Source organism: uncultured Flavobacterium sp. (assembly GCF_963922255.1).
In the GTDB taxonomy this organism is placed as follows: domain Bacteria; phylum Bacteroidota; class Bacteroidia; order Flavobacteriales; family Flavobacteriaceae; genus Flavobacterium.
Genome location: NZ_CAWUIC010000006.1, coordinates 1 through 19,013, shown reverse-complemented (window position 1 = coordinate 19,013; position 19,013 = coordinate 1). Strand labels below are relative to the sequence as shown.

The window sequence follows — 19,013 nt, the reverse complement described above, 5'->3', positions numbered from 1 at the left end:
AATAACTTAATTTTTAATAAATTAGTATCAAAATTAATCAATCTTGAAACAAAAATACTCTTTATTTTTTTCAAAAATACTGATTTTATCTTTGTTATTTGCCATAAATATTCAGGGACAGAATGTTTCTTTGTATGAACAATTTAATGGTCGGTATGATTTTACTTTTTTAGGAAACACCATGAATCCTCAGGAAAACACATATCAATTTACTCCTACTATTTTTACAACTTCTGATGCTACACTTACTTTGCAACCTGGTGATGTAGTAGAAAAAGCATTTTTATATTGGGCTGGTTGCGGAACAGGTGATTTTGACGTTAAATTGAATGGTGTTGATATAAGTGCTCAACGCACATTTAGTAATGTTTTGCAAACTCAATTTAATTTTTTTAGTGCTTTTGCAGACATAACAACGCAAATTCAAACTACTGGAAATGGAGTTTATACTTTATCTGATTTAGATGTCACAAGTTTTATAAATCTTCACTTTAATAATAAAACCAATTTTGCTGGTTGGGCTATTGTTGTAGTATATTACAATTCAAATTTACCGTTAAATCAACTGAATGTATATGATGGTTTACAAGTAGTTTCTCAACAACAAACTCAACTAAATATTACCTTAAATTCTCTTAATGTAATTGATAATAATGATGCTAAAATTGGGTTTTTAGCTTGGGAAGGAGATGTAGGCTTAGCAAATAATGAAACACTTTCTATTAATGGAAACATTTTAAGTAATGCCTTAAATCCACCAACTAATGCTTTTAACGGAACTAATACTATTACTAATAGTTCTGTTTTATACAATATGGATTTGGACATCTATAATATCCAAAATAACATTGCAATTGGAGATACTTCTGCTGATATTCAAATGACCTCAAGTCAAGATTTTGTAATGATAAATGCTATTGTTTCCAAATTAAACAGCCAACTACCTGATGCTACAATTTCTATTGACGCTACAAATCAAGCCTGTAATTCTAACATTCTCTTGGTTGATTTTACGGTTTATAATATGAATTCGACTGAAATTCTTCCTGCTGGAACTCCAATAGCTATTTACATTAATGGAGAGTTTATTGCATATACTGAAACCTTATTACCTATTCCAATTGATGGAAGTTGGAGCGATCAAATAAGTATACTACTACCATTTGGAATTCCATCAAATTTTGATTTACAATTTGTAGTAGATGATGACGGAACAGGAAATGGAATTGTAATAGAAATTAATGAAGACAATAATGAAGACATTGTAGCAATTAATCAGAATAGTTCACCTACTTTCAATACTTTAGACGATTTAGTTTCTTGCAATGAAGGTTTGACAAAAGGAACTTTTGATTTTTCAAGTTATGAAGATTTAGTTAAAACAGATTCAAATCAAATTGTGTATTTTTATGAAACCATTGAAGATGCTTTTAATCAATCTAATCCAATAGTCAACACTACAAATTATGTGGCTAATTCCACTCCAAAGGAAATTTATATTCGATTAGAAAACGAAAACTGTTATGGCTTTACTTCTTTCTTATTAACAACCAAAAATTGTCCACCAACTATTTACAATTACGTTTCAGGAAATTTTGATGGCTATAATGATGGCTTTTTTGTTGAAGGCTTAAGAGATATTTTTCTAAACTTTGAGATCAAAATATATAACCGTTGGGGCAAATGGCTTTGGACAGGAAATCACTCCAAACCTGATTGGGATGGTTATGTGGAAAATGGTGTTGATGAAAAATATGCTCCAGCCGGAACGTATTATTATATAATTTACTTAAATGATCCAGATTACAATCAGCCTTTAGTTGGTTATTTGTATCTAACCAGATGACTTACATGTTTTGTGTATAGTAATTATAGTCTTTCAATAATGTTCTGATAAAATCTTGATCGTTTCCTGATTGATTTTTAATACCGGTTACACTAATAATTTTTTCTCTTAACTTTATTAAAGTTCCATAATCTCTTGTTTTTACGGCAACTTCAAATGTTTCTTTAATAATTCGGGCATCATTATCCGAAAGTTTTATCACTAAAGGATAAGTAGGTACGTAATCTTGATTTAAATCTTCTAAAATTGTATGATTTATATTAATGTTGTTTTTTAAAGTAATAACAGCTGTTCCTGCCGCCATATCTCCCATTCTTTGATTTTTTTTATTAAAAATTATAGCTAACAATCCAATTACTCCATTACCAATCAATACTTCAATTAACCGAAACAACCACCTAATTAGATAATCACCAAAACCCGCTTGATAACCATCTATTTTGATAACTTTCATCTTCATTATTTTCTTTCCAATGGTTTGTCCTTCCCACAAACTCTCCAAAAGTAAAGTGTAAAAAATAGCCGGAGAAAACAATATAATCATAACAGCTCCAACAGACCAGCCATCCATATTAGCAAAATTATCACTCAAACCAGATAAATCAATTATATAATACATCACTACAGAATAAGCCACAAGAACCAATATATCAAGCAATTGACCGGCAATTCTAGAACCTACAGAAGCAGCTGTAAAATTTATGGTAACATTTTGTGTAGTAGTTATTGATAATTGACTCATATTTTCTATTTTAGCCTCTAATGAGAGAAGTTGCATTCATAAAACAAAACAAAGAAAAATGGCTTGAGTTTGAACAAGCTATTTTTGGTAAACTTAAAAAAAATCCTGACGATTTAGCCAGTTTGTACATACATTTGGTTAATGATTTGTCTTATGCACAAACCTATTATCCAAAAAGTAAGACTACAGTTTATCTTAATCATTTAGCTTCACAAACCTATCAAAAGATTTACAAAACTAAAAGAGAAGACACAAATAAACTAATTTATTTTTTTAAAACTGAAGTACCGCTATTGGTTTATCAATATAAACGATACGTTTTATATGCATTTCTGATTTTTGGAATTTTAACAGCTATTGGAGCTATTTCTGCTAGAAACGACGACACCTTTGTTAGACTTATCATGGGTAATGAATACGTAAACATGTCTTTAGAGAATATTAAAAATGGAAATCCAGTTGCAGTTTACAAGTCAGGAAGTAATTGGGGAAGTTTCATTGGTATTACATTTAACAATCTTCGAGTAGGTGCTCTCTCCTATTTTTTTGGCATATTTCTAGGTTTTGGAACTTTCTATATTTTAATCAAAAACTGTATCATGCTAGGTTCATTCCAATATTTCTTTTATCAGGAAAATGTTTTTTGGGAAAGTGTTAGAGGAATTTGGATTCATGGTTCAATGGAAATTTTTGCAATGGTAATTGAAGCTGGTGCTGGATTTGCATTAGGTGCCAGCATCTTATTTCCGAATACATTTTGTAGATTTAATTCTTTTAAAATTGGATTTAAAAATACTTTTAAAATATTTTTGAGCACCATGCCGTTTACAATTATAGCTGGTTTTTTAGAAGGTTTTATTACAAGATATTCTATTGATATGCCTCATTTTTTAAGTGTTTTCATTATACTTTCTACTCTAAGTGCTATAAGTTATTATTACTTAATTTATCCATTTAAAGTTCACAAAAAAATAAATAAAAATCATGTTTCAACTATATAAAAAAAGAGGTTTTAATGAATTAGTGGGTGATACTTTTGATTTTTTTAAAATTCATGGTAAAAATTATTTTAAAAACTATTTCATCATTAATGGTGGTTTTTTACTAATTTTAGTCGTCTTATTATATTTTTTTACAAAAATATTTTTTGAAAGTATTTTTGCCAGTATTAACAATGGACAAAATGGTGAAAATTTGATGTTAAATAACTTAACCTCAAATTTACCAATTCTAATTATTGGAGGAATATCTATGTTCTTTTTAATTGTACTTATTAGTATCATTAATTACACTTATCCTATTGGATATTTAAGTTTAATTGAATCAAAAAAAGAATTGAATATTAAAAACCTAATTGGGTTTATTAAATCTAAAATAGGAAAAACTATTTTATTCTTTTTAGCTTCTTTAATTATATTTTTACCAATATTCGTTATTGTTTTAGGTTTATTATTTGGTTTGATGTTTATTCTTATTGGGTTTCCATTAATGCTTCTCGTATTGCCTGCAATGGTTAGTTGGGTTTCATTAAGTTTTTACGATTATATTTCTTCCGATAATGGTTATTTAACTTCTTTGATTAATGGCTTTAAACTTTTAAAAGAAAAAATATGGCCAATTATTGGTTCAACTGTTATTATGTTTGTGATTGTTCAAATTGTAGTAGGTGTGGTTTATTTTGTTCCTTATATTATTGGAATGGCATCTGTTTTTATAAATCCAGAAGCTTTACAAGGAAATCAGCAACAGACTATAGAAACACTTTCTTTTATGACTATTATGATGACTATTGCTATGATTGTTTCTATACTTTTTAACTATACACTTCAAAATTTGATATTTATAAATCAAGGTATTATTTATTATAGTAGTAAAGAAGAGTTAGAAAATAACGTAATTAAAAATGATATTGACTTAATTGGATCTGAAAGTGAATAAATTCTTATCAATTTTATTTTTAATCACTACTTTTTGTTTTGGACAAAACGATTCGTTGCATCCAAAAGAAGAAGTAATGTTTGATACAGAAAATATCAAATTAAAAGAATTTAGTCCAAAATTCAACGAAAAATATACTTCAAATGAATTTCAATACGAAACTAAGGTAGACGATTCTAAATTATCTGCTTGGAATCGATTTTGGAAAAGTGTTGGTGATTTTTTTAGAGAATTATTTGATTTTAGCAATGCAGATGGAACTTTAACAGGTTTATCAATCTTTATGAAAATTATTGCTTTTATCATTATTGGTTTTGTAATTTTTATGATTGTAAAAATCATCATTAACAAAGAAGGTGGTTGGGTTTTTGGAAAATCTTCAAAAAACATTAAAGTTTCTGATTTAGTGGAAGAAAACATTCATACCATAGATTTCAAAAAATTAATTACAGATTCAAAATCAGAAAAAGAATTCAGAACTTCCATTAGATATTATTATTTATGGCTGTTAAAGTCTATGTCTGATAAAAATATCATTGAATGGGATATTGAAAAAACCAATTCAGATTATTTATACGAAATTAAAAATCCTGAAATAAAATCTGAATTCCAGTTCTTATCATACATCTATGAGTATTCGTGGTATGGTGAATTTGCAGTTTCTGAAACCGATTTCCAAAAAGTAGAAAAATCATTCCTAAAAGCCATTCAAAACTAATATGAATAAAAGCCTAAAAATATATATCTTTTTATTGGTTCTTATTTTAATAGGAATACTATTTGTTGATGCAAACAGGCCAAAGCCCATCAATTGGACACCAACTTTTGCTTTAAATGATAAAATACCGTTTGGACTCTATGTTTTTGGTCAAGAAGTTGAAAACTTATTTTCAAATCAAAAAATCACAAAAATCAATAACACACCTTATGAATATTTTTATGACAAATATGATTATAATGATTCAACTTACACTGTAAAAGGTGATATTTTGTATATAAATGAAGATTTTGCGCTAGACAATTCTTCTGTTGACGAGCTTTTTTATTATGCCAGCAGAGGAAATGATGTCTTTATAAGTTCGACCTTCTTTTCAAATAGTTTAAAAGACACACTTGGTTTTGATATTGAAACGAGTAACATTTTTATGGATTCATTTGCTTTAAATATTTCCAATAAAAACTTAAATCCAAAAGATTATTATTACTCTAAAGGAGTTTCTACCAAATATTTTTCAAAAATTGATACCACGAATACAATAGTTTTAGGTCATCAAAGTAGTACGAAAAAAAACCTAACAAACTTTATAAAAATTCCATACAAAACCGGAAATTTTTATTTGCATACACAACCCATTGTTTTTACTAATTATTATATGTTGAAAGACAAAAATCATGAATATGTTGAACAAATTAGTTCTTATCTAAAGCAAGATAAAATCTTTTGGTTTGCCAAATCATATAATGATAGCCAACTTAATCAATCACCTATGCGATATATTTTAAGCCAACCCAGTTTGAAATGGGCTTGGTATATTGCATTGATTAGTATTTTAATATTTATTGTTTTTAATGCCAAAAGAAAACAACGAGTTATTCCAATTATTGAACCTTTAAAAAATACAACTGTCGATTTCACAAAAACTATTGGAAATTTATATTACCAAGAGGGAAATCACAAAAATATAATTGATAAAAAAATAATATATTTCCTAGAAAAAATTAGAAACGAATACTTAATTGACACAACAGAACTCAATGAAAGCTTTATAAATCGTTTTCAGCACAAATCTGGACACAAAAAAGAAGATATTGCAACAGCATTTCAATTAATTAATCATTTGAAAAGAAAAGAAATTTGTAACGAAAAAGATATAGTAGCATTAAATCTTGCTATTGAAAAATTAAATCACAAACAAGACAAATAATTACCTTATGGAAAATAATATAGAAGAAATCGAAAACGAAAATTTAAACTTCAACAATCGTATTGATTTAGCACCTTTACAAGAAAGTCTTCAAAAAGTTAGAGAAGAAATAGGTAAAGTAATTGTTGGCCAATCAAAAATGATTGATCAATTATTAGTAGCTATTTTGGCAAACGGACATGTTTTGTTGGAAGGTGTTCCTGGTGTTGCAAAAACCATCACAGCCAAATTATTGTCAAAAACTTTGTCGTTAGATTTTAATCGAATTCAGTTTACACCAGATTTGATGCCTTCTGATATTATCGGAACTTCTGTCTATGATTTATCAAAATCGAGTTTTGAATTTAAAAAAGGGCCTATATTTTCAAACTTTATTCTAATTGACGAAATCAACCGTGCTCCTGCCAAAACACAAGCCGCTTTGTTTGAAGTTATGGAAGAAACACAAATCACTGCAGATGGAACTACTTATATTTTAGACAAACCATTTATCGTAATTGCTACTCAAAATCCAATTGAACAAGAAGGAACATATCGTTTACCAGAAGCTCAATTAGACCGTTTCTTATTCAAAATCAACATTGGCTATCCAAATTTACAAGAAGAAGTTGCAATTATCCAAAAAGAAAATGAGTTACAAAACAGAGACAAATTAGCTGACATTGCCAAAATTGTTTCTCAAAGTGATATTTTAAGTTTTCAAGGGTTGATAAAACAAATTTTAATTGAACCTCATCTTATCGAATACATTGCAAAAATCGTTTTAAACACACGTGAAAATCCGTTTTTATATTTAGGAGCTTCACCAAGAGCGTCTATTGCTATTTTAAATGCTGCTAAAGGTTTTGCTGCCATAAAAGGAAGAGATTTCGTAACACCAGATGACATTAAAGAAGCGGCAATTCCTGTTATGCAACATAGAGTTGTGGTAACTCCAGAAAGAGAAATGGAAGGCTTAAGCAGTACTGAAATTATCAAACAAATTATAGATTCTGTAGAAATTCCAAGATAATTATTTCAAAAAAAATGAAACACCTTTTTAAACAACTCTACCTTACTAATTTCTTTTTTTATTGCCTAATGGGTATCATAGGTTGTTTTGTGTTGTCTTATTTTTTTCCATTTTTTTATAATGCAAGTTGGTATCTTTTATATATTTTAATCGTCTTTACACTTATTGATATTTTATTGCTTTTTCAAGCCAAATCTCTCATAGATGGTGTTAGAGAAACTCCAGAAAAACTATCAAATGGCGATGAAAATGAAATCATTATTCGAGTAAAAAGCAAATACACTTTTCCTATTTACGCACGAATTATTGATGAAATTCCGTTTCAGTTTCAAGTTAGAAATTTTAATGTTTTCAGACGAATTAATGCAAATTCTAAAGATGAGTACAAATATTTTTTAAGACCAACGGAAAGAGGGGAATATTTCTTTGGAAATCTAAATATTTTTGCCAGTTCTCCATTGCGATTAACATCAAAAAGATTCAATTTTGCTAATAACCAATTAGTGCCGACTTATCCTTCTTACATTCAATTGCGAAAATATGATTTAATGGCTTTTTCAAATTCCTTATCGCAATATGGATTGAAAAAAATCAGAAGAATTGGGCATACCATGGAATTTGAACAAATTAAAGAATATGTTCAAGGTGATGATATTCGAACTATTAATTGGAAAGCTACAGCCAAACGCGACCAATTAATGGTGAATCAATTTCAAGATGAAAAATCGCAAAACGTTTACATGATAATTGACAAAGGTCGTGTGATGAAAATGCCGTTTAACGGTCTAAGTCTTTTAGATTATGCTATCAACGCTACGTTAGTTTTATCGAATGTTATTCTAAAAAAACACGATAAAGCTGGTGTAGTTGCCTTTTCTAAAAAAGTAGAAAACAGAGTCGTTGCCGAAAAACGACAAAGTCAAATGCAGTTGCTTTTAGAAAATCTTTACAACATTAAAACCGATTTTTTTGAGAGTGATTTTAGTAGATTATATGTTGATATTAAAAACAAAATCAACCAAAGGAGTTTATTAATTCTTTATACCAATTTTGAAACTCTTGATAGTTTACACAGACAACTTCCCTATTTAAAAGGAATGGCAAAAAATCATTTATTGGTTATAGTGTTCTTCAGCAACACAGAATTAAATGATTTAATAGACAAAAAAGCTAACACAGTTCACGAAATTTATGACAAAGTCATCGCAGAAAAATTTGCATTCGAAAAACGTTTAATTGTAAATGAATTAAGAAAATACGGAATTTATTCAGTCTTAACACAACCCGAAAATTTAACGTTAGATGTAATCAACAAATACCTTGAAATAAAAGCTAGAGGAATTTTATAGTTTATTAATTTAACACCAATAATACTTTACTTTAAAAGTAAAAAATACTGTTTCCGTTACAATATTAGCATTCTCATAATTGTTATCAAAACTGTTGAATTCTTTTTTAATTGTTTCTAAGTTCACATCAATTAATAACTCTTGCATTGAACCTTTTTCTAAAAATTCTATCAAAGAATTTAATTCTTTTTTATTTAAATCTAGATCATTTTTGGTTTCAAGTATTTCTACCGAATAGAGTTCTATTATTTTCTTCTCATTAGATTGATACGAAGTTGAAAAATCTTGAGCAAACATCGAAATATTTGCCATTAAAAAAACAATCAATAAAAGACATTTGTTTAAAGATAATGTTGATTTTTTCATAATTCAGTTTTTAAATGATGCTGTAAATTTACCTTTCTAAGAATTATAGTCTCAAAAATTTAGTTAAGTTGAAATCTTTCGTCGTCGATTGGTAATTATCATAAGTTAAATTGCTATGATAAAATTTAAAAAACCTCAATTTAAATTAACATTGAGGTTTTCTGATAATCAAAAAAACTATTATTTCACTACTAATTTAACCGATTTATAATTATTAAATTGACTTACAATTTTACAAAAATAGATTCCAGAACTTATATTTTCCTTTTCTAATAAAACTTCATTTGGTCCATATTTAGCATTGAATAGAATTTCTTTTACTACTTTACCCAATTGATTATAAATATATAATGTAACTTCTTCATTATTTAAAGCTACAAAATTAAAAGTTGCATTTGAAGACATTGGATTTGGATAAATTGATACATCATTTAGATCTGATTCATTATAATATTTAGTAACTTTCTTAGAAAAACGAACAGCTTGTAAATTCATCTCTTTTGTCTCGTTTGTACCGTTTTCAGAAACCATTGTAAATACAATTGTTTTAATATCATTTAAAAGTAATTCTTCACCAGTTAAAGAAGTAAAAGCCTTAAATGGAATTGCAAAATCTTGCATTTCATTAGTCAATTGTATTGTAGTTTTAAATTGATTTTCCCACGAATCAATACTCGATTTCACAAATCTAATATCTAAAGTTCCGGTTCCTTTTGCGCTTAATTTAAAACTATTATAATCTGATAAATCAACAGCCTTAAATCTTGGTGTAATTGCTCTGTAGGCAGCTACATATTCATTTGTTGTTGCTTTTAAAACTACATTTCTTTCGATAGGAAATTCGTTTATATCATATATTGTATTGTTTGCTGAAACTGTATAATTTGTTACTGTAGTTCCTGGTGCAGAATCATCAATTCCCCATGGGCCGTCTGACATAAATAAATCATCTGGAGTTGCAATACCGTCTCCAATTCTAAACCCAACATCAAATAAATTTCCAGTATTTAATTCAATTTCAGTAATGTAATTTTGAGCTAAATTAATAGTTGAACTCACATTTTGAATTGAATTTGTCTCTGAAGTTCTAATTCCAGCATCAAAAGTTACTGTGTTTGATCCATTAGAGTTAATAACTTGTAATTCTAACTTTCCGTTTGTATACTTTCCTTTTCTAACAAAAACCGTTGGAGGTGTTGAATTATTATAAGAAGTAATAGGTCTTTGTGTGTCTAATAATGAAACTACTTCACTTCCTAATTTATATAAATCATCTAAAGAATTAGACCAAATTTGAAAATTATAAAAAGTTACATTAGATTCATATTGATCTAAATTCCAGTGACTCTCTATTGCAAAATTCGTATCATTATTAATTTCTTTTGCAGATAAGCTTAAAACAAATTCTGTTGTTCCATCTGCATTTTTAATAATTGATTTTATAAAGCTTTGATCATTGATTTCAATTGTAGAAACTGAAATTAACTCAGCTCCTAATAAACGATCACAAATATATTTAGTATGTTCATACACACCATTTTCTGTTTTTAAAGCTAATATAGAAGCTACAGAAATATTATTTATCATATAATCTACCGAATAAACATCTGTTGCATTAGTAATTCCTAATAAATCAGTTGGTGTTGTTTCAATAACATAATCTTCATTTATAGTTGTTAAAGGAACAAAATCTGCTAAAATAAAACTCGAATTGGAATTTCTTAAAGCATATTTATTTGACTTCACCAAACGTTTAGCTTTACTTTTATCAAACTGATAATTATTTTTAGCTCTATTAAAATTTCTTTTATTAATCTGATCGGCCAACCTATTATTACTTTCTAAACCACCTTCATTTCCCCCAGAAACTGGAGCTACAATAATTGGGCAACTTGCGTAACCAGAGCAAGAAGGATCATCACAATCTATTAGACCATCACCGTCATCATCAATTCCGTTTGTACAATCTTCTTGTGGAACGGGTGCCGTTGGACAACGAGCTCCATCATTACTCGAACTTGAAGGTCCAAAAGCAAATAAATTAGAATTAATCATATTTGAACCCGTATAATTTTGTACATTAGTAATTATGTAAATTGTTCCGGTTTCATTTGCAGAAACATAAAAATTACCTGAAGCATCAAAGTATACAGCACCATAAGTATAATTCAATCCCGATAAAATAGGCACAATCCCTAATGAAGTTACTGTCCCAGTAGTAGCATCTATTCTATATAATAAATTTGAACCTTTTTCAACGGTGTACAAATAACCATCATTTGCATTAAAAGCCCAATCATGAACAGAAATGTTTTTTGATAAAGTTTCAGTAGAAATATACTCCGTATATTTATTTGAGTTTGGATTTAAATCTATTTTATAATAAGTAGTTCCTCCTCCTTTTAAATAATAAGATCCAGAAGCACTTACATCACCAACATATTGATTTGAACCTGGTAATTCAGCTATATAAAAACTTGTAGTGGTAAAATTTTTACCAATTCTAACAATTGTCTTTGATGGTGCGTTTAGGTATCCCCAAATATATCCATCAGCAGGATTGTAAGCAGCTGCATTAATATTTCCTGAAGTAATATCTGACGCAACTAAATAGGAATTTCCAGAAGCTAAATCAATGGAATAAACATCATTAAATTGAAATAAATAAGCATTATAATCGCAACTAAAAGGTTCTTCTTGACTAAAAACGGCACAACTGCTCAGTAATAACAAACTATATATTAAATATTTAGCTAAATAATTGGTAATTTTTTTCATGTTTTATGTTTTATAATCAATGCAAAACTACTTATTAAAAACTCATACTTTCAAGCCTATAAGATTATAGGCGATATTGGTTCGTTAAATAGACAATTACTGTAGTTGAAATGATAAAAATAAACCACCAAAATATAAACTCTAATTAAACTTTAAACCATAAACAATTATTAAAAAAAAAACAAATAAATTATTCAAATCTGCTTATAAAATTAATATTTACTATATTTAAACCCTTAATTATTTAACTAAAAATTTTATGAGAAAATTAGTGTTCTTACTAGTTTGTATTTTATCTTTTTCAGGAAATGCTCAAGATTATTTTCCCAAAAATGATGGTGTAAAACAATCTTTTAAAAATCATGTAGCCATAACTAATGCTACTATTTATGTTTCATCCACTCAAAAATTAGAAAATGCCACACTTCTTTTTAAAGATGGCAAAATTTTAGAAGTTGGAACATCAGTTTCAATTCCTAAAAATGCAACCATAATTGATGCAACTGGAAAAACAGTCTATGCTTCATTTATTGATGTTTTTAGTGAATTTGGAATCAAAAAACCAACCGACAGACCAGAAAGAGGTTCATCAGCACAATATGATGCTTCTCGCGAAGGGTATTATTGGAACGACCATGTAAAACCAGACTATAATGCCTTTGAAAACTTAAACTATGAATCAAAAAGTGCCGAAAAATTACGAGCAATTGGTTTTGGTACAGTTTTAAGTCATCACAATGATGGAGTTATTGCTGGTACAGGTTTGCTATGGACATTAAATGATGATGGTAATAATGCAACACGAATTCTAAACAATAAAATTTCCCAACATTTTACATTCTCAAGAAGTAAGTTTTCTAGACAATCTTATCCATCTTCATTGATGGGAAGTATGGCTTTAATTCGTCAAGTGTATCACGATGGAAAATGGTATGCACAAGGAACTTCTGAAACAAAAGATTTGGCTTTAGAAAGTTTTAATGCCAATAAAAATCTGATTCAAATTTTCAATGCTGGTGATAAATTAAACAGTTTAAGAGCTTCGAAAATTGGAAAAGAATTTGGAGTAAACTACCTAATCAAAGGAAATGGAAACGAATTTGAAAAAATAAATGAAATCAAAAACACAGGAGCAACTTATATTATTCCTTTAGATTTTCCGGAAGCTTATGATGTTTCTGATCCTTATTTAGCGCAACAAGTGAGTTTAAGTGACATGAAATTTTGGAATCAAGCTCCTTTCAATTTGAGGATTTTAGCCGAAAATAACGTTCCATTTGTTTTAACGACTTATGATAATAAAGAAGCTAAAGACTTTTTAGAAAACCTAAGAAAAGCTGTTTTTTATGGTTTACCAAAGGAAAAAGCTATCGCTGCTCTAACGGAAACTCCAGCTAAACTAATGAATCAATCAAATAGTTTGGGTTCTTTAAAAAAAGGAGCTTTAGCTAATTTTATTATTGTTTCTGGAGATATTTTCGAAAAAGACAGTAAAATTCATGAAAATTGGGTACAAGGAAATAGAAATATTTTAGACAAAATGCATGTAGAAGATATTCGTGGTGACTATAATTTAGTATTCAACAACGAAAATTTCGACTTAAAAATCTCTGGAGAACTAGAAAAACTTGAGGCTAAAGTATCTAAAGACAGTTTAAATTATGGGACAAAATTAAATTATAACCAACCTTGGATAAATTTAGTCATCAAAACAAAAGACTCAATAAACTCAGGATATTATAGATTAACAGGTAACAAAACTTTCAATTATTTAGAAGGAAAAGCTGTTCTAGAAAATGGTACAGAAACAACTTGGAGAGCTACAAAAAAAGAAGTGGCTGAAAATCCTGATGATAAAAAAGATGATGACAAAAAAGATGATGAACCAAAGGTTCCAGCTATGGTTCCTGTTACATATCCAAATTTAGCTTTCGGAAATGATCAAAAACCAAAACAGGAAACATTACTCTTCAAAAATGCAACTGTTTGGACTGGAGAAACAGATGGAATTTTAAAAGAAACAGATGTCTTAATCGAAAATGGTAAAATTGTAAAAATTGGTAAAAACCTTTCAGCCAAAAATGCCAAAGAAATTGATGCTACTGGCAAACACTTAACTGCTGGAATTATCGATGAACATTCACATATAGCTATTTCAAATGGTGTAAATGAAGGTGGACAAAATTCTTCTGCTGAAGTAACTATCGAAGATGTTGTAAATTCTGATGACATCAATATTTATAGAAATTTAGCAGGTGGTGTTACTTCTTCTAACTTATTACACGGTTCAGCAAATCCGATTGGTGGTCGTGCTGCTTTTATCAAATTAAAATGGGGCTATTCTCCAGAAGAAATGATTGTAAAAGAGGCTCCCAAATACATCAAATTCGCTTTAGGTGAAAACGTAAAACAATCCAATTGGGGAAGTGGTCGTTTTCCACAATCAAGAATGGGTGTAGAACAAGTTTATGAAGATTATTTCACGCGTGCTTTAGAATATGATAAAGAATGGAAAGCATACAAATCTGGCAAAACTAAAAACAAAGTAATGCCTCGTTTTGATATTGAAATGGAGGTTTTAAACGAAATCATCAATAAAAAACGATTCATCACTTGTCACTCTTACGTACAGTCTGAAATCAATATGTTGATGAAATTAGCCGAACGTTACAATTTCAAAATACAAACGTTCACACACATTTTAGAAGGTTATAAATTGGCTGATAAAATGGCCGAACATGGTGTTGGTGGTTCTACATTTGCGGATTGGTGGGCTTATAAATTTGAAGTAAACGATGCTATTCCTTACAATGCTGCTTTAATGCAAAGTCAAGGTGTAATGGTTTCTATCAATTCGGATGATGCTGAAATGTCAAGACGTTTGAATCAAGAAGCTGCAAAAGCAGTGAAATACGGAAACGTTTCTGAAGAAGAAGCTTGGAATTTCGTGACATTGAATCCTGCAAAGCTTTTACAAGTAGATGATAAAGTGGGAAGTATAAAAGCAGGTAAAGATGCTGATGTAGTACTTTGGACAGAAAATCCTTTATCCATTTATGCGAAAGCTGAAAAAACTGTGGTTGATGGAACTATTTTCTACGATTTGGAAAAAGAAAAAGAAACATTAGCAACCATTCAAAAACAACGTAGTGAATTGATAAACGCTCTACTTGAAGCTAAAAACAAAGGTTTAAAAACGCAAGCACCTAAGAAAAAAGAAATCAAACACTATCATTGTGATACTGTGGAAGAATATTAGAAAATTCCAAATTCTAAAACAGCTTACATTATACAAATTACAATATACATTATAAAATGAAAAAATACATATTTCTATTATTACTAACAAGTTTTGCTTTTGGACAACAAACTCCAGCTTCAAAACAAACTAAAAGTATCCTTATTTTAGGGGGAAAAGCACATGTTGGAAACGGAACAGTCATTGAAAACAGTCTTATTTCTATTAAAGATGGAAAAATTGCTGGCATTTATGATGGAACGATGGTAAAACCAGCCAAACATGATACTGTAATTAATGCATCAGGTAAAGAAATTTATCCTGGTTTTATTTCTCCAAATGCTACTCTTGGTTTAGTCGAAATTGATGCGGTAAAAGCTTCTGATGATGAAAGTGAAATGGGTGAAATGAATCCTCACATTCGAAGTATAGTTGCTTACAATGCAGAATCTGGTTTGGTCGAAGCTGCTCGTCCTAATGGTATTTTAATTGCCCAAATTACTCCAAGAGGTGGAAGAATTTCTGGAACTTCATCAATCGTTCAACTAGATGCTTGGAATTGGGAAGATGCAATCATTAAAGAAAATGATGGTATTCATCTAAACTGGCCAAAAAGTTATTCTCAAACAGGTTGGTGGGCAGAACCAGGTGGAATTCAACCCAACAAGAAATACGATGATCAAACTACTGAAATCCAAAATTTCTTTAACAATGCAAAAGCTTATGCTGCTTCAAATGTAACTGTAAAAGACATTCCTTATGAAGCTATGAAAGGCTTAGAAAATGGTACTAAAACGTTATTCGTTCATGCTGATGGTGAAAAAGAAATTATTGATGCCATCTTATTCAAAAAGAAAAATAACATCCAAAAAATGACAATTATTGGTGGTTATTATGCGTATAAAAATGCTCCTTTATTACTTGAAAACAACGTTTCTGTGCTTTTAAGAAGAGTACATGATTTACCAATATTAGAAGATGAAGATGTTAATTTACCTTTCAAAAATGCCAAATTATTATCAGATGCTGGTGTTTTAGTTGGATTAGAAAACATGGGAGACATGGAAAGAATGCAAGTTAGAAACTTACCGTTTTATGCAGGAACTTGTGTGGCTTGGGGAATGGATAAAGAAAAAGCGTTACAATTAATCACTTCCAATTCTGCAAAAATATTAGGAATTGATGCCAATTATGGAACATTAGAAGAAGGAAAAAGTGCTACCTTATTCATTTCAGAAGGTGATGCTTTAGACATGAAAACCAATAAAGTCACAACAGCTTTTATTGATGGAAGACAAATCAGCTTAGAAAGTCATCAAACAGAATTATATGAACGTTATAAAGAAAAGTTTGAAAATAAATAATTTAGATATTCGGATTTTCAGATTATAGATTTTTAGATAAATACTAGCTAACAATCTTTCCGAAAATCTAAAATCCGAAAATCTGAACATCTGTAATAGATACTGAAATAAATTCAGCATACATGAAACAAATAACTTCCATACAAAACCCTTATATCAAATCACTTGTGCAATTGCAAGAAAAAGCAAAAGCACGCAAACAAACCGGTACATTTTTAATTGAAGGAAAGCGAGAAATTGAATTAGCTATAAAAGGAAATTACGAAATAGAAACTATATTATTTCTACGAGAATTAATTTCCGAAAATCAATTAAACAGTTTAACAACTAAACAGTTAAACACCATAGAAATTTCAAAAGAAGTTTATCAAAAACTAGCTTATCGCGATACTACAGAAGGAATTATAGCCATAGCCAAAACAAAAAACCTAGCCCTTTCAGATTTAAAATTACCAGAAAATCCATTAATTCTAGTTTTAGAATCTATCGAAAAACCAGGAAATATTGGTGCTATGCTTCGTACAGCTGATGCAGCTAATATTGATGCTGTTATTTTAGCCAATCCAAAAAGTGATTTGTATAACCCAAATATCGTTCGTTCAAGTGTGGGTTGTTTATTTACCAACCAAATTGCATCAGGAACAACCGAAGAAGTTATTACTTTTCTAAAAGAAAAAAACATCAATTTTTATAGTGCAACCTTACAAAACTCAAACGAATACCATAAAGTGGATTACTCTACTCCAACGGCTTTAGTAGTAGGAACAGAAGCCACAGGTTTAACTCAAAAATGGAGAGACGAAAGCACACAAAACATAATTATACCAATGCAAGGTGAAATTGATTCTATGAATGTTTCAGTGGCTGCTGCGATTTTACTGTTTGAAGCTAAGAGGCAACGTGGGTTTTGATTTATTAATACTAAGTAAGCAATAAGAAACTGAAAGTCGAAAAGTACGACTTTCAGTTTTTTTCTTATTATTTTTCGTATTTTTAAAAACTATTAAAACACCCAACATGAAATCAAAACTACCCATAACCCATTACCTATTATCCATTACCTTTTTCCTACTACCCATCACCCTATTTTCCCAAAGCTACCAATGGCTACAATCGGGTGGAGGAAATAATAACACCACTGGAAATCATTATTCTAGTAAGGAACAGGTAGTTGATATGGCAACAGATAGTCAGCGTAATATTTATTTGCTGTCGACAGTAACGAAAGACAATGTACTAGTAAATAGTAGTTCTCCAATAGCAGTAACTACATATAATGTGGATCCAAATCATACGGATTTTATATTAATTAGTTATACTTGTAATGGAAGTTATCGTTGGCATAAAGTTTTTGGAGGGGGTGGAGATGACATTTTATCAGGAATTATTATTGATAATCAAGATAATGTGTATGTATCTGGAATTATATCACAATGTGTAGAAAATAATGGTAGTTACCCATGGTACTCTATGCCACGAATTGGGGATAGTAGCGGAATTGATTATACTTTTTCAAATACTAGTACTTCTTGCCAACGAATTTTTTTAAGTAAGTTTAATTCCAATGGTGTTTTTCAATGGATACATTTTCCTCATAGCCCTTTAAATAGTAGTTCCACAACAGCAATTTCACTCCGTAATTTTTATATTGTGAATGATGTTATCCATTGGATAGTTCAATTACCTCCTGGTAGTTACGAAAACGGTGCTTTCAGTAATACCAACACAAGTCTACCTTTTTTATATTATGTACTCAAATATGATACCAGCGGTACTTTTATAAACGCTACAGCTTTTGACCTTCAAGTAACATCCTACATTAGTAGTGAAGTTAGATGGTATCGAAATCCTTATAATGGGTACTTTTATGCGATTCATACTTACAATAGTAATAGTAACAATACAATAACAGCCGGAGGTAACACTCTTTCCAACACTTTTTCAAAAATTATTTGCTTTAACGACCAAGGCCAATACCAATGGCATAGAGAAAGTACAGGAAGCTCAATGGGAATTTCTAGCGTTGATTTTGACGCACAAAATAATGTTTACATTGCTGGTATAACAAATAATTATAATTTTACTGGTGAAGTGAATAGTTTTTTAGGTTGGACTTTGCCTGGTACAAACACAGGAATAGCTGCTTTTGTGATGAAATGTAATCCTGATGTTTCTTCCTACAGTTGGCTATCTTATTACAATCCAGCCAATAATTTTTTGGATGGCAATATTCTTTACACTGCAACTAAAATATATTTATCGGGTAGTTTTAATGGAGTTTCATTAACTTGGGGTACACAATCTGTCGTTGGACCAGGTTCTAATAATGGACGTGACGCGATACTTGTTTCTCTTGACCCTGCAACTGGCACCTGTACTTCTCTTAATCGTATAGTGGGGAATAACGGTTTTGATGACGGCTTTACTAAAATGACACTAGATAACAATGGGGATC

At 29.6% G+C, this 19,013-nt stretch carries 14 protein-coding genes; 11 read left to right on the top strand and 3 right to left on the bottom strand.

Annotated elements, in window-relative coordinates; genetic code table 11:
- Positions 1-43: 43 nt before the first annotated feature.
- Positions 44-1,846, top strand: coding sequence for a gliding motility-associated C-terminal domain-containing protein (locus AABJ49_RS06280; RefSeq protein WP_338377072.1), 1,803 nt, complete (start codon positions 44-46; stop codon positions 1,844-1,846).
- 1 nt (position 1,847) lies between these two features.
- Here AABJ49_RS06280 and AABJ49_RS06275 read toward each other — a convergent pair whose 3' ends face one another.
- Entirely contained in the window at positions 1,848-2,588 is a 741-nt protein-coding gene (locus tag AABJ49_RS06275) for an RDD family protein (protein ID WP_338377071.1), read from the bottom strand.
- Between the two features lie 20 nt (positions 2,589-2,608).
- Here AABJ49_RS06275 and AABJ49_RS06270 point away from each other — a divergent pair, with 20 nt between their 5' ends.
- Genes AABJ49_RS06270 through AABJ49_RS06245 form a run of 6 tightly spaced genes read left to right on the top strand, consistent with a single transcriptional unit; the run spans position 2,609 to position 8,812 of the window.
- Positions 2,609-3,589: a stage II sporulation protein M gene (locus tag AABJ49_RS06270; protein ID WP_338377069.1), complete on the top strand. Its 981-nt coding sequence runs from the start codon at positions 2,609-2,611 to the stop codon at positions 3,587-3,589.
- On the top strand, positions 3,573-4,526 hold the full coding sequence (locus tag AABJ49_RS06265) for a hypothetical protein (RefSeq protein WP_338377067.1): 954 nt from the start codon (positions 3,573-3,575) through the stop codon (positions 4,524-4,526). Before AABJ49_RS06270 ends, AABJ49_RS06265 begins: the two co-directional genes overlap by 17 nt.
- Positions 4,519-5,244 carry a DUF4129 domain-containing protein gene (locus tag AABJ49_RS06260; RefSeq protein ID WP_338377065.1) on the top strand — a complete coding sequence of 242 codons (726 nt, stop codon included), beginning with the start codon at positions 4,519-4,521 and terminating at the stop codon, positions 5,242-5,244. Before AABJ49_RS06265 ends, AABJ49_RS06260 begins: the two co-directional genes overlap by 8 nt.
- Before the next feature lies 1 nt (position 5,245).
- Positions 5,246-6,451 carry a DUF4350 domain-containing protein gene (locus AABJ49_RS06255; protein ID WP_338377063.1) on the top strand — a complete coding sequence of 402 codons (1,206 nt, stop codon included), beginning with the start codon at positions 5,246-5,248 and terminating at the stop codon, positions 6,449-6,451.
- Between the two features lie 7 nt (positions 6,452-6,458).
- The gene (locus AABJ49_RS06250) at positions 6,459-7,463 is read left to right on the top strand and encodes a MoxR family ATPase (protein ID WP_338377061.1); all 1,005 of its coding nucleotides are present in this window, start codon (positions 6,459-6,461) and stop codon (positions 7,461-7,463) included.
- Between the two features lie 14 nt (positions 7,464-7,477).
- Positions 7,478-8,812 (top strand): DUF58 domain-containing protein, encoded by a 1,335-nt coding sequence (locus AABJ49_RS06245; protein WP_338377059.1) that lies wholly within the window; start codon positions 7,478-7,480, stop codon positions 8,810-8,812.
- A gap of 9 nt (positions 8,813-8,821) precedes the next feature.
- Here AABJ49_RS06245 and AABJ49_RS06240 read toward each other — a convergent pair whose 3' ends face one another.
- Positions 8,822-9,178, bottom strand: coding sequence for a hypothetical protein (locus AABJ49_RS06240; RefSeq protein WP_338377057.1), 357 nt, complete (start codon positions 9,176-9,178; stop codon positions 8,822-8,824).
- 180 nt (positions 9,179-9,358) lie between these two features.
- Positions 9,359-11,956 (bottom strand): T9SS type A sorting domain-containing protein, encoded by a 2,598-nt coding sequence (locus AABJ49_RS06235; RefSeq protein WP_338377055.1) that lies wholly within the window; start codon positions 11,954-11,956, stop codon positions 9,359-9,361.
- A 259-nt stretch (positions 11,957-12,215) separates the two neighbouring features.
- On the opposite strand from AABJ49_RS06235, the gene AABJ49_RS06230 reads away from it, so the two are divergent.
- From AABJ49_RS06230 to AABJ49_RS06215, 4 genes are all read left to right on the top strand, one after another.
- Positions 12,216-15,215 (top strand): amidohydrolase family protein, encoded by a 3,000-nt coding sequence (locus AABJ49_RS06230; RefSeq protein WP_338377053.1) that lies wholly within the window; start codon positions 12,216-12,218, stop codon positions 15,213-15,215.
- 56 nt (positions 15,216-15,271) lie between these two features.
- Positions 15,272-16,558 carry an amidohydrolase family protein gene (locus tag AABJ49_RS06225; protein ID WP_338377051.1) on the top strand — a complete coding sequence of 429 codons (1,287 nt, stop codon included), beginning with the start codon at positions 15,272-15,274 and terminating at the stop codon, positions 16,556-16,558.
- Positions 16,559-16,680: 122 nt separating this feature from the next.
- Positions 16,681-17,469, top strand: coding sequence for an RNA methyltransferase (locus AABJ49_RS06220; RefSeq protein WP_338377049.1), 789 nt, complete (start codon positions 16,681-16,683; stop codon positions 17,467-17,469).
- Positions 17,470-17,575: 106 nt separating this feature from the next.
- Positions 17,576-19,013 (top strand): hypothetical protein (locus AABJ49_RS06215; protein WP_338377047.1); only part of this gene is annotated, 1,438 nt, incomplete at its 3' end.

Excerpts from the sequence above, each read along its gene's own strand:
- AABJ49_RS06250 (WP_338377061.1), top strand. The coding sequence starts at position 6,459 with ATGGAAAATAATATAGAAGAAATCGAAAACGAAAATTTAAACTTCAAC.
- AABJ49_RS06255 (WP_338377063.1), top strand. The coding sequence starts at position 5,246 with ATGAATAAAAGCCTAAAAATATATATCTTTTTATTGGTTCTTATTTTA.
- AABJ49_RS06265 (WP_338377067.1), top strand. The coding sequence starts at position 3,573 with ATGTTTCAACTATATAAAAAAAGAGGTTTTAATGAATTAGTGGGTGAT.
- AABJ49_RS06220 (WP_338377049.1), top strand. The coding sequence starts at position 16,681 with ATGAAACAAATAACTTCCATACAAAACCCTTATATCAAATCACTTGTG.
- AABJ49_RS06225 (WP_338377051.1), top strand. The coding sequence starts at position 15,272 with ATGAAAAAATACATATTTCTATTATTACTAACAAGTTTTGCTTTTGGA.
- AABJ49_RS06235 (WP_338377055.1), bottom strand. The coding sequence starts at position 11,956 with ATGAAAAAAATTACCAATTATTTAGCTAAATATTTAATATATAGTTTG.
- AABJ49_RS06240 (WP_338377057.1), bottom strand. The coding sequence starts at position 9,178 with ATGAAAAAATCAACATTATCTTTAAACAAATGTCTTTTATTGATTGTT.
- AABJ49_RS06270 (WP_338377069.1), top strand. The coding sequence starts at position 2,609 with ATGAGAGAAGTTGCATTCATAAAACAAAACAAAGAAAAATGGCTTGAG.
- AABJ49_RS06245 (WP_338377059.1), top strand. The coding sequence starts at position 7,478 with ATGAAACACCTTTTTAAACAACTCTACCTTACTAATTTCTTTTTTTAT.
- AABJ49_RS06275 (WP_338377071.1), bottom strand. The coding sequence starts at position 2,588 with ATGAGTCAATTATCAATAACTACTACACAAAATGTTACCATAAATTTT.
- AABJ49_RS06230 (WP_338377053.1), top strand. The coding sequence starts at position 12,216 with ATGAGAAAATTAGTGTTCTTACTAGTTTGTATTTTATCTTTTTCAGGA.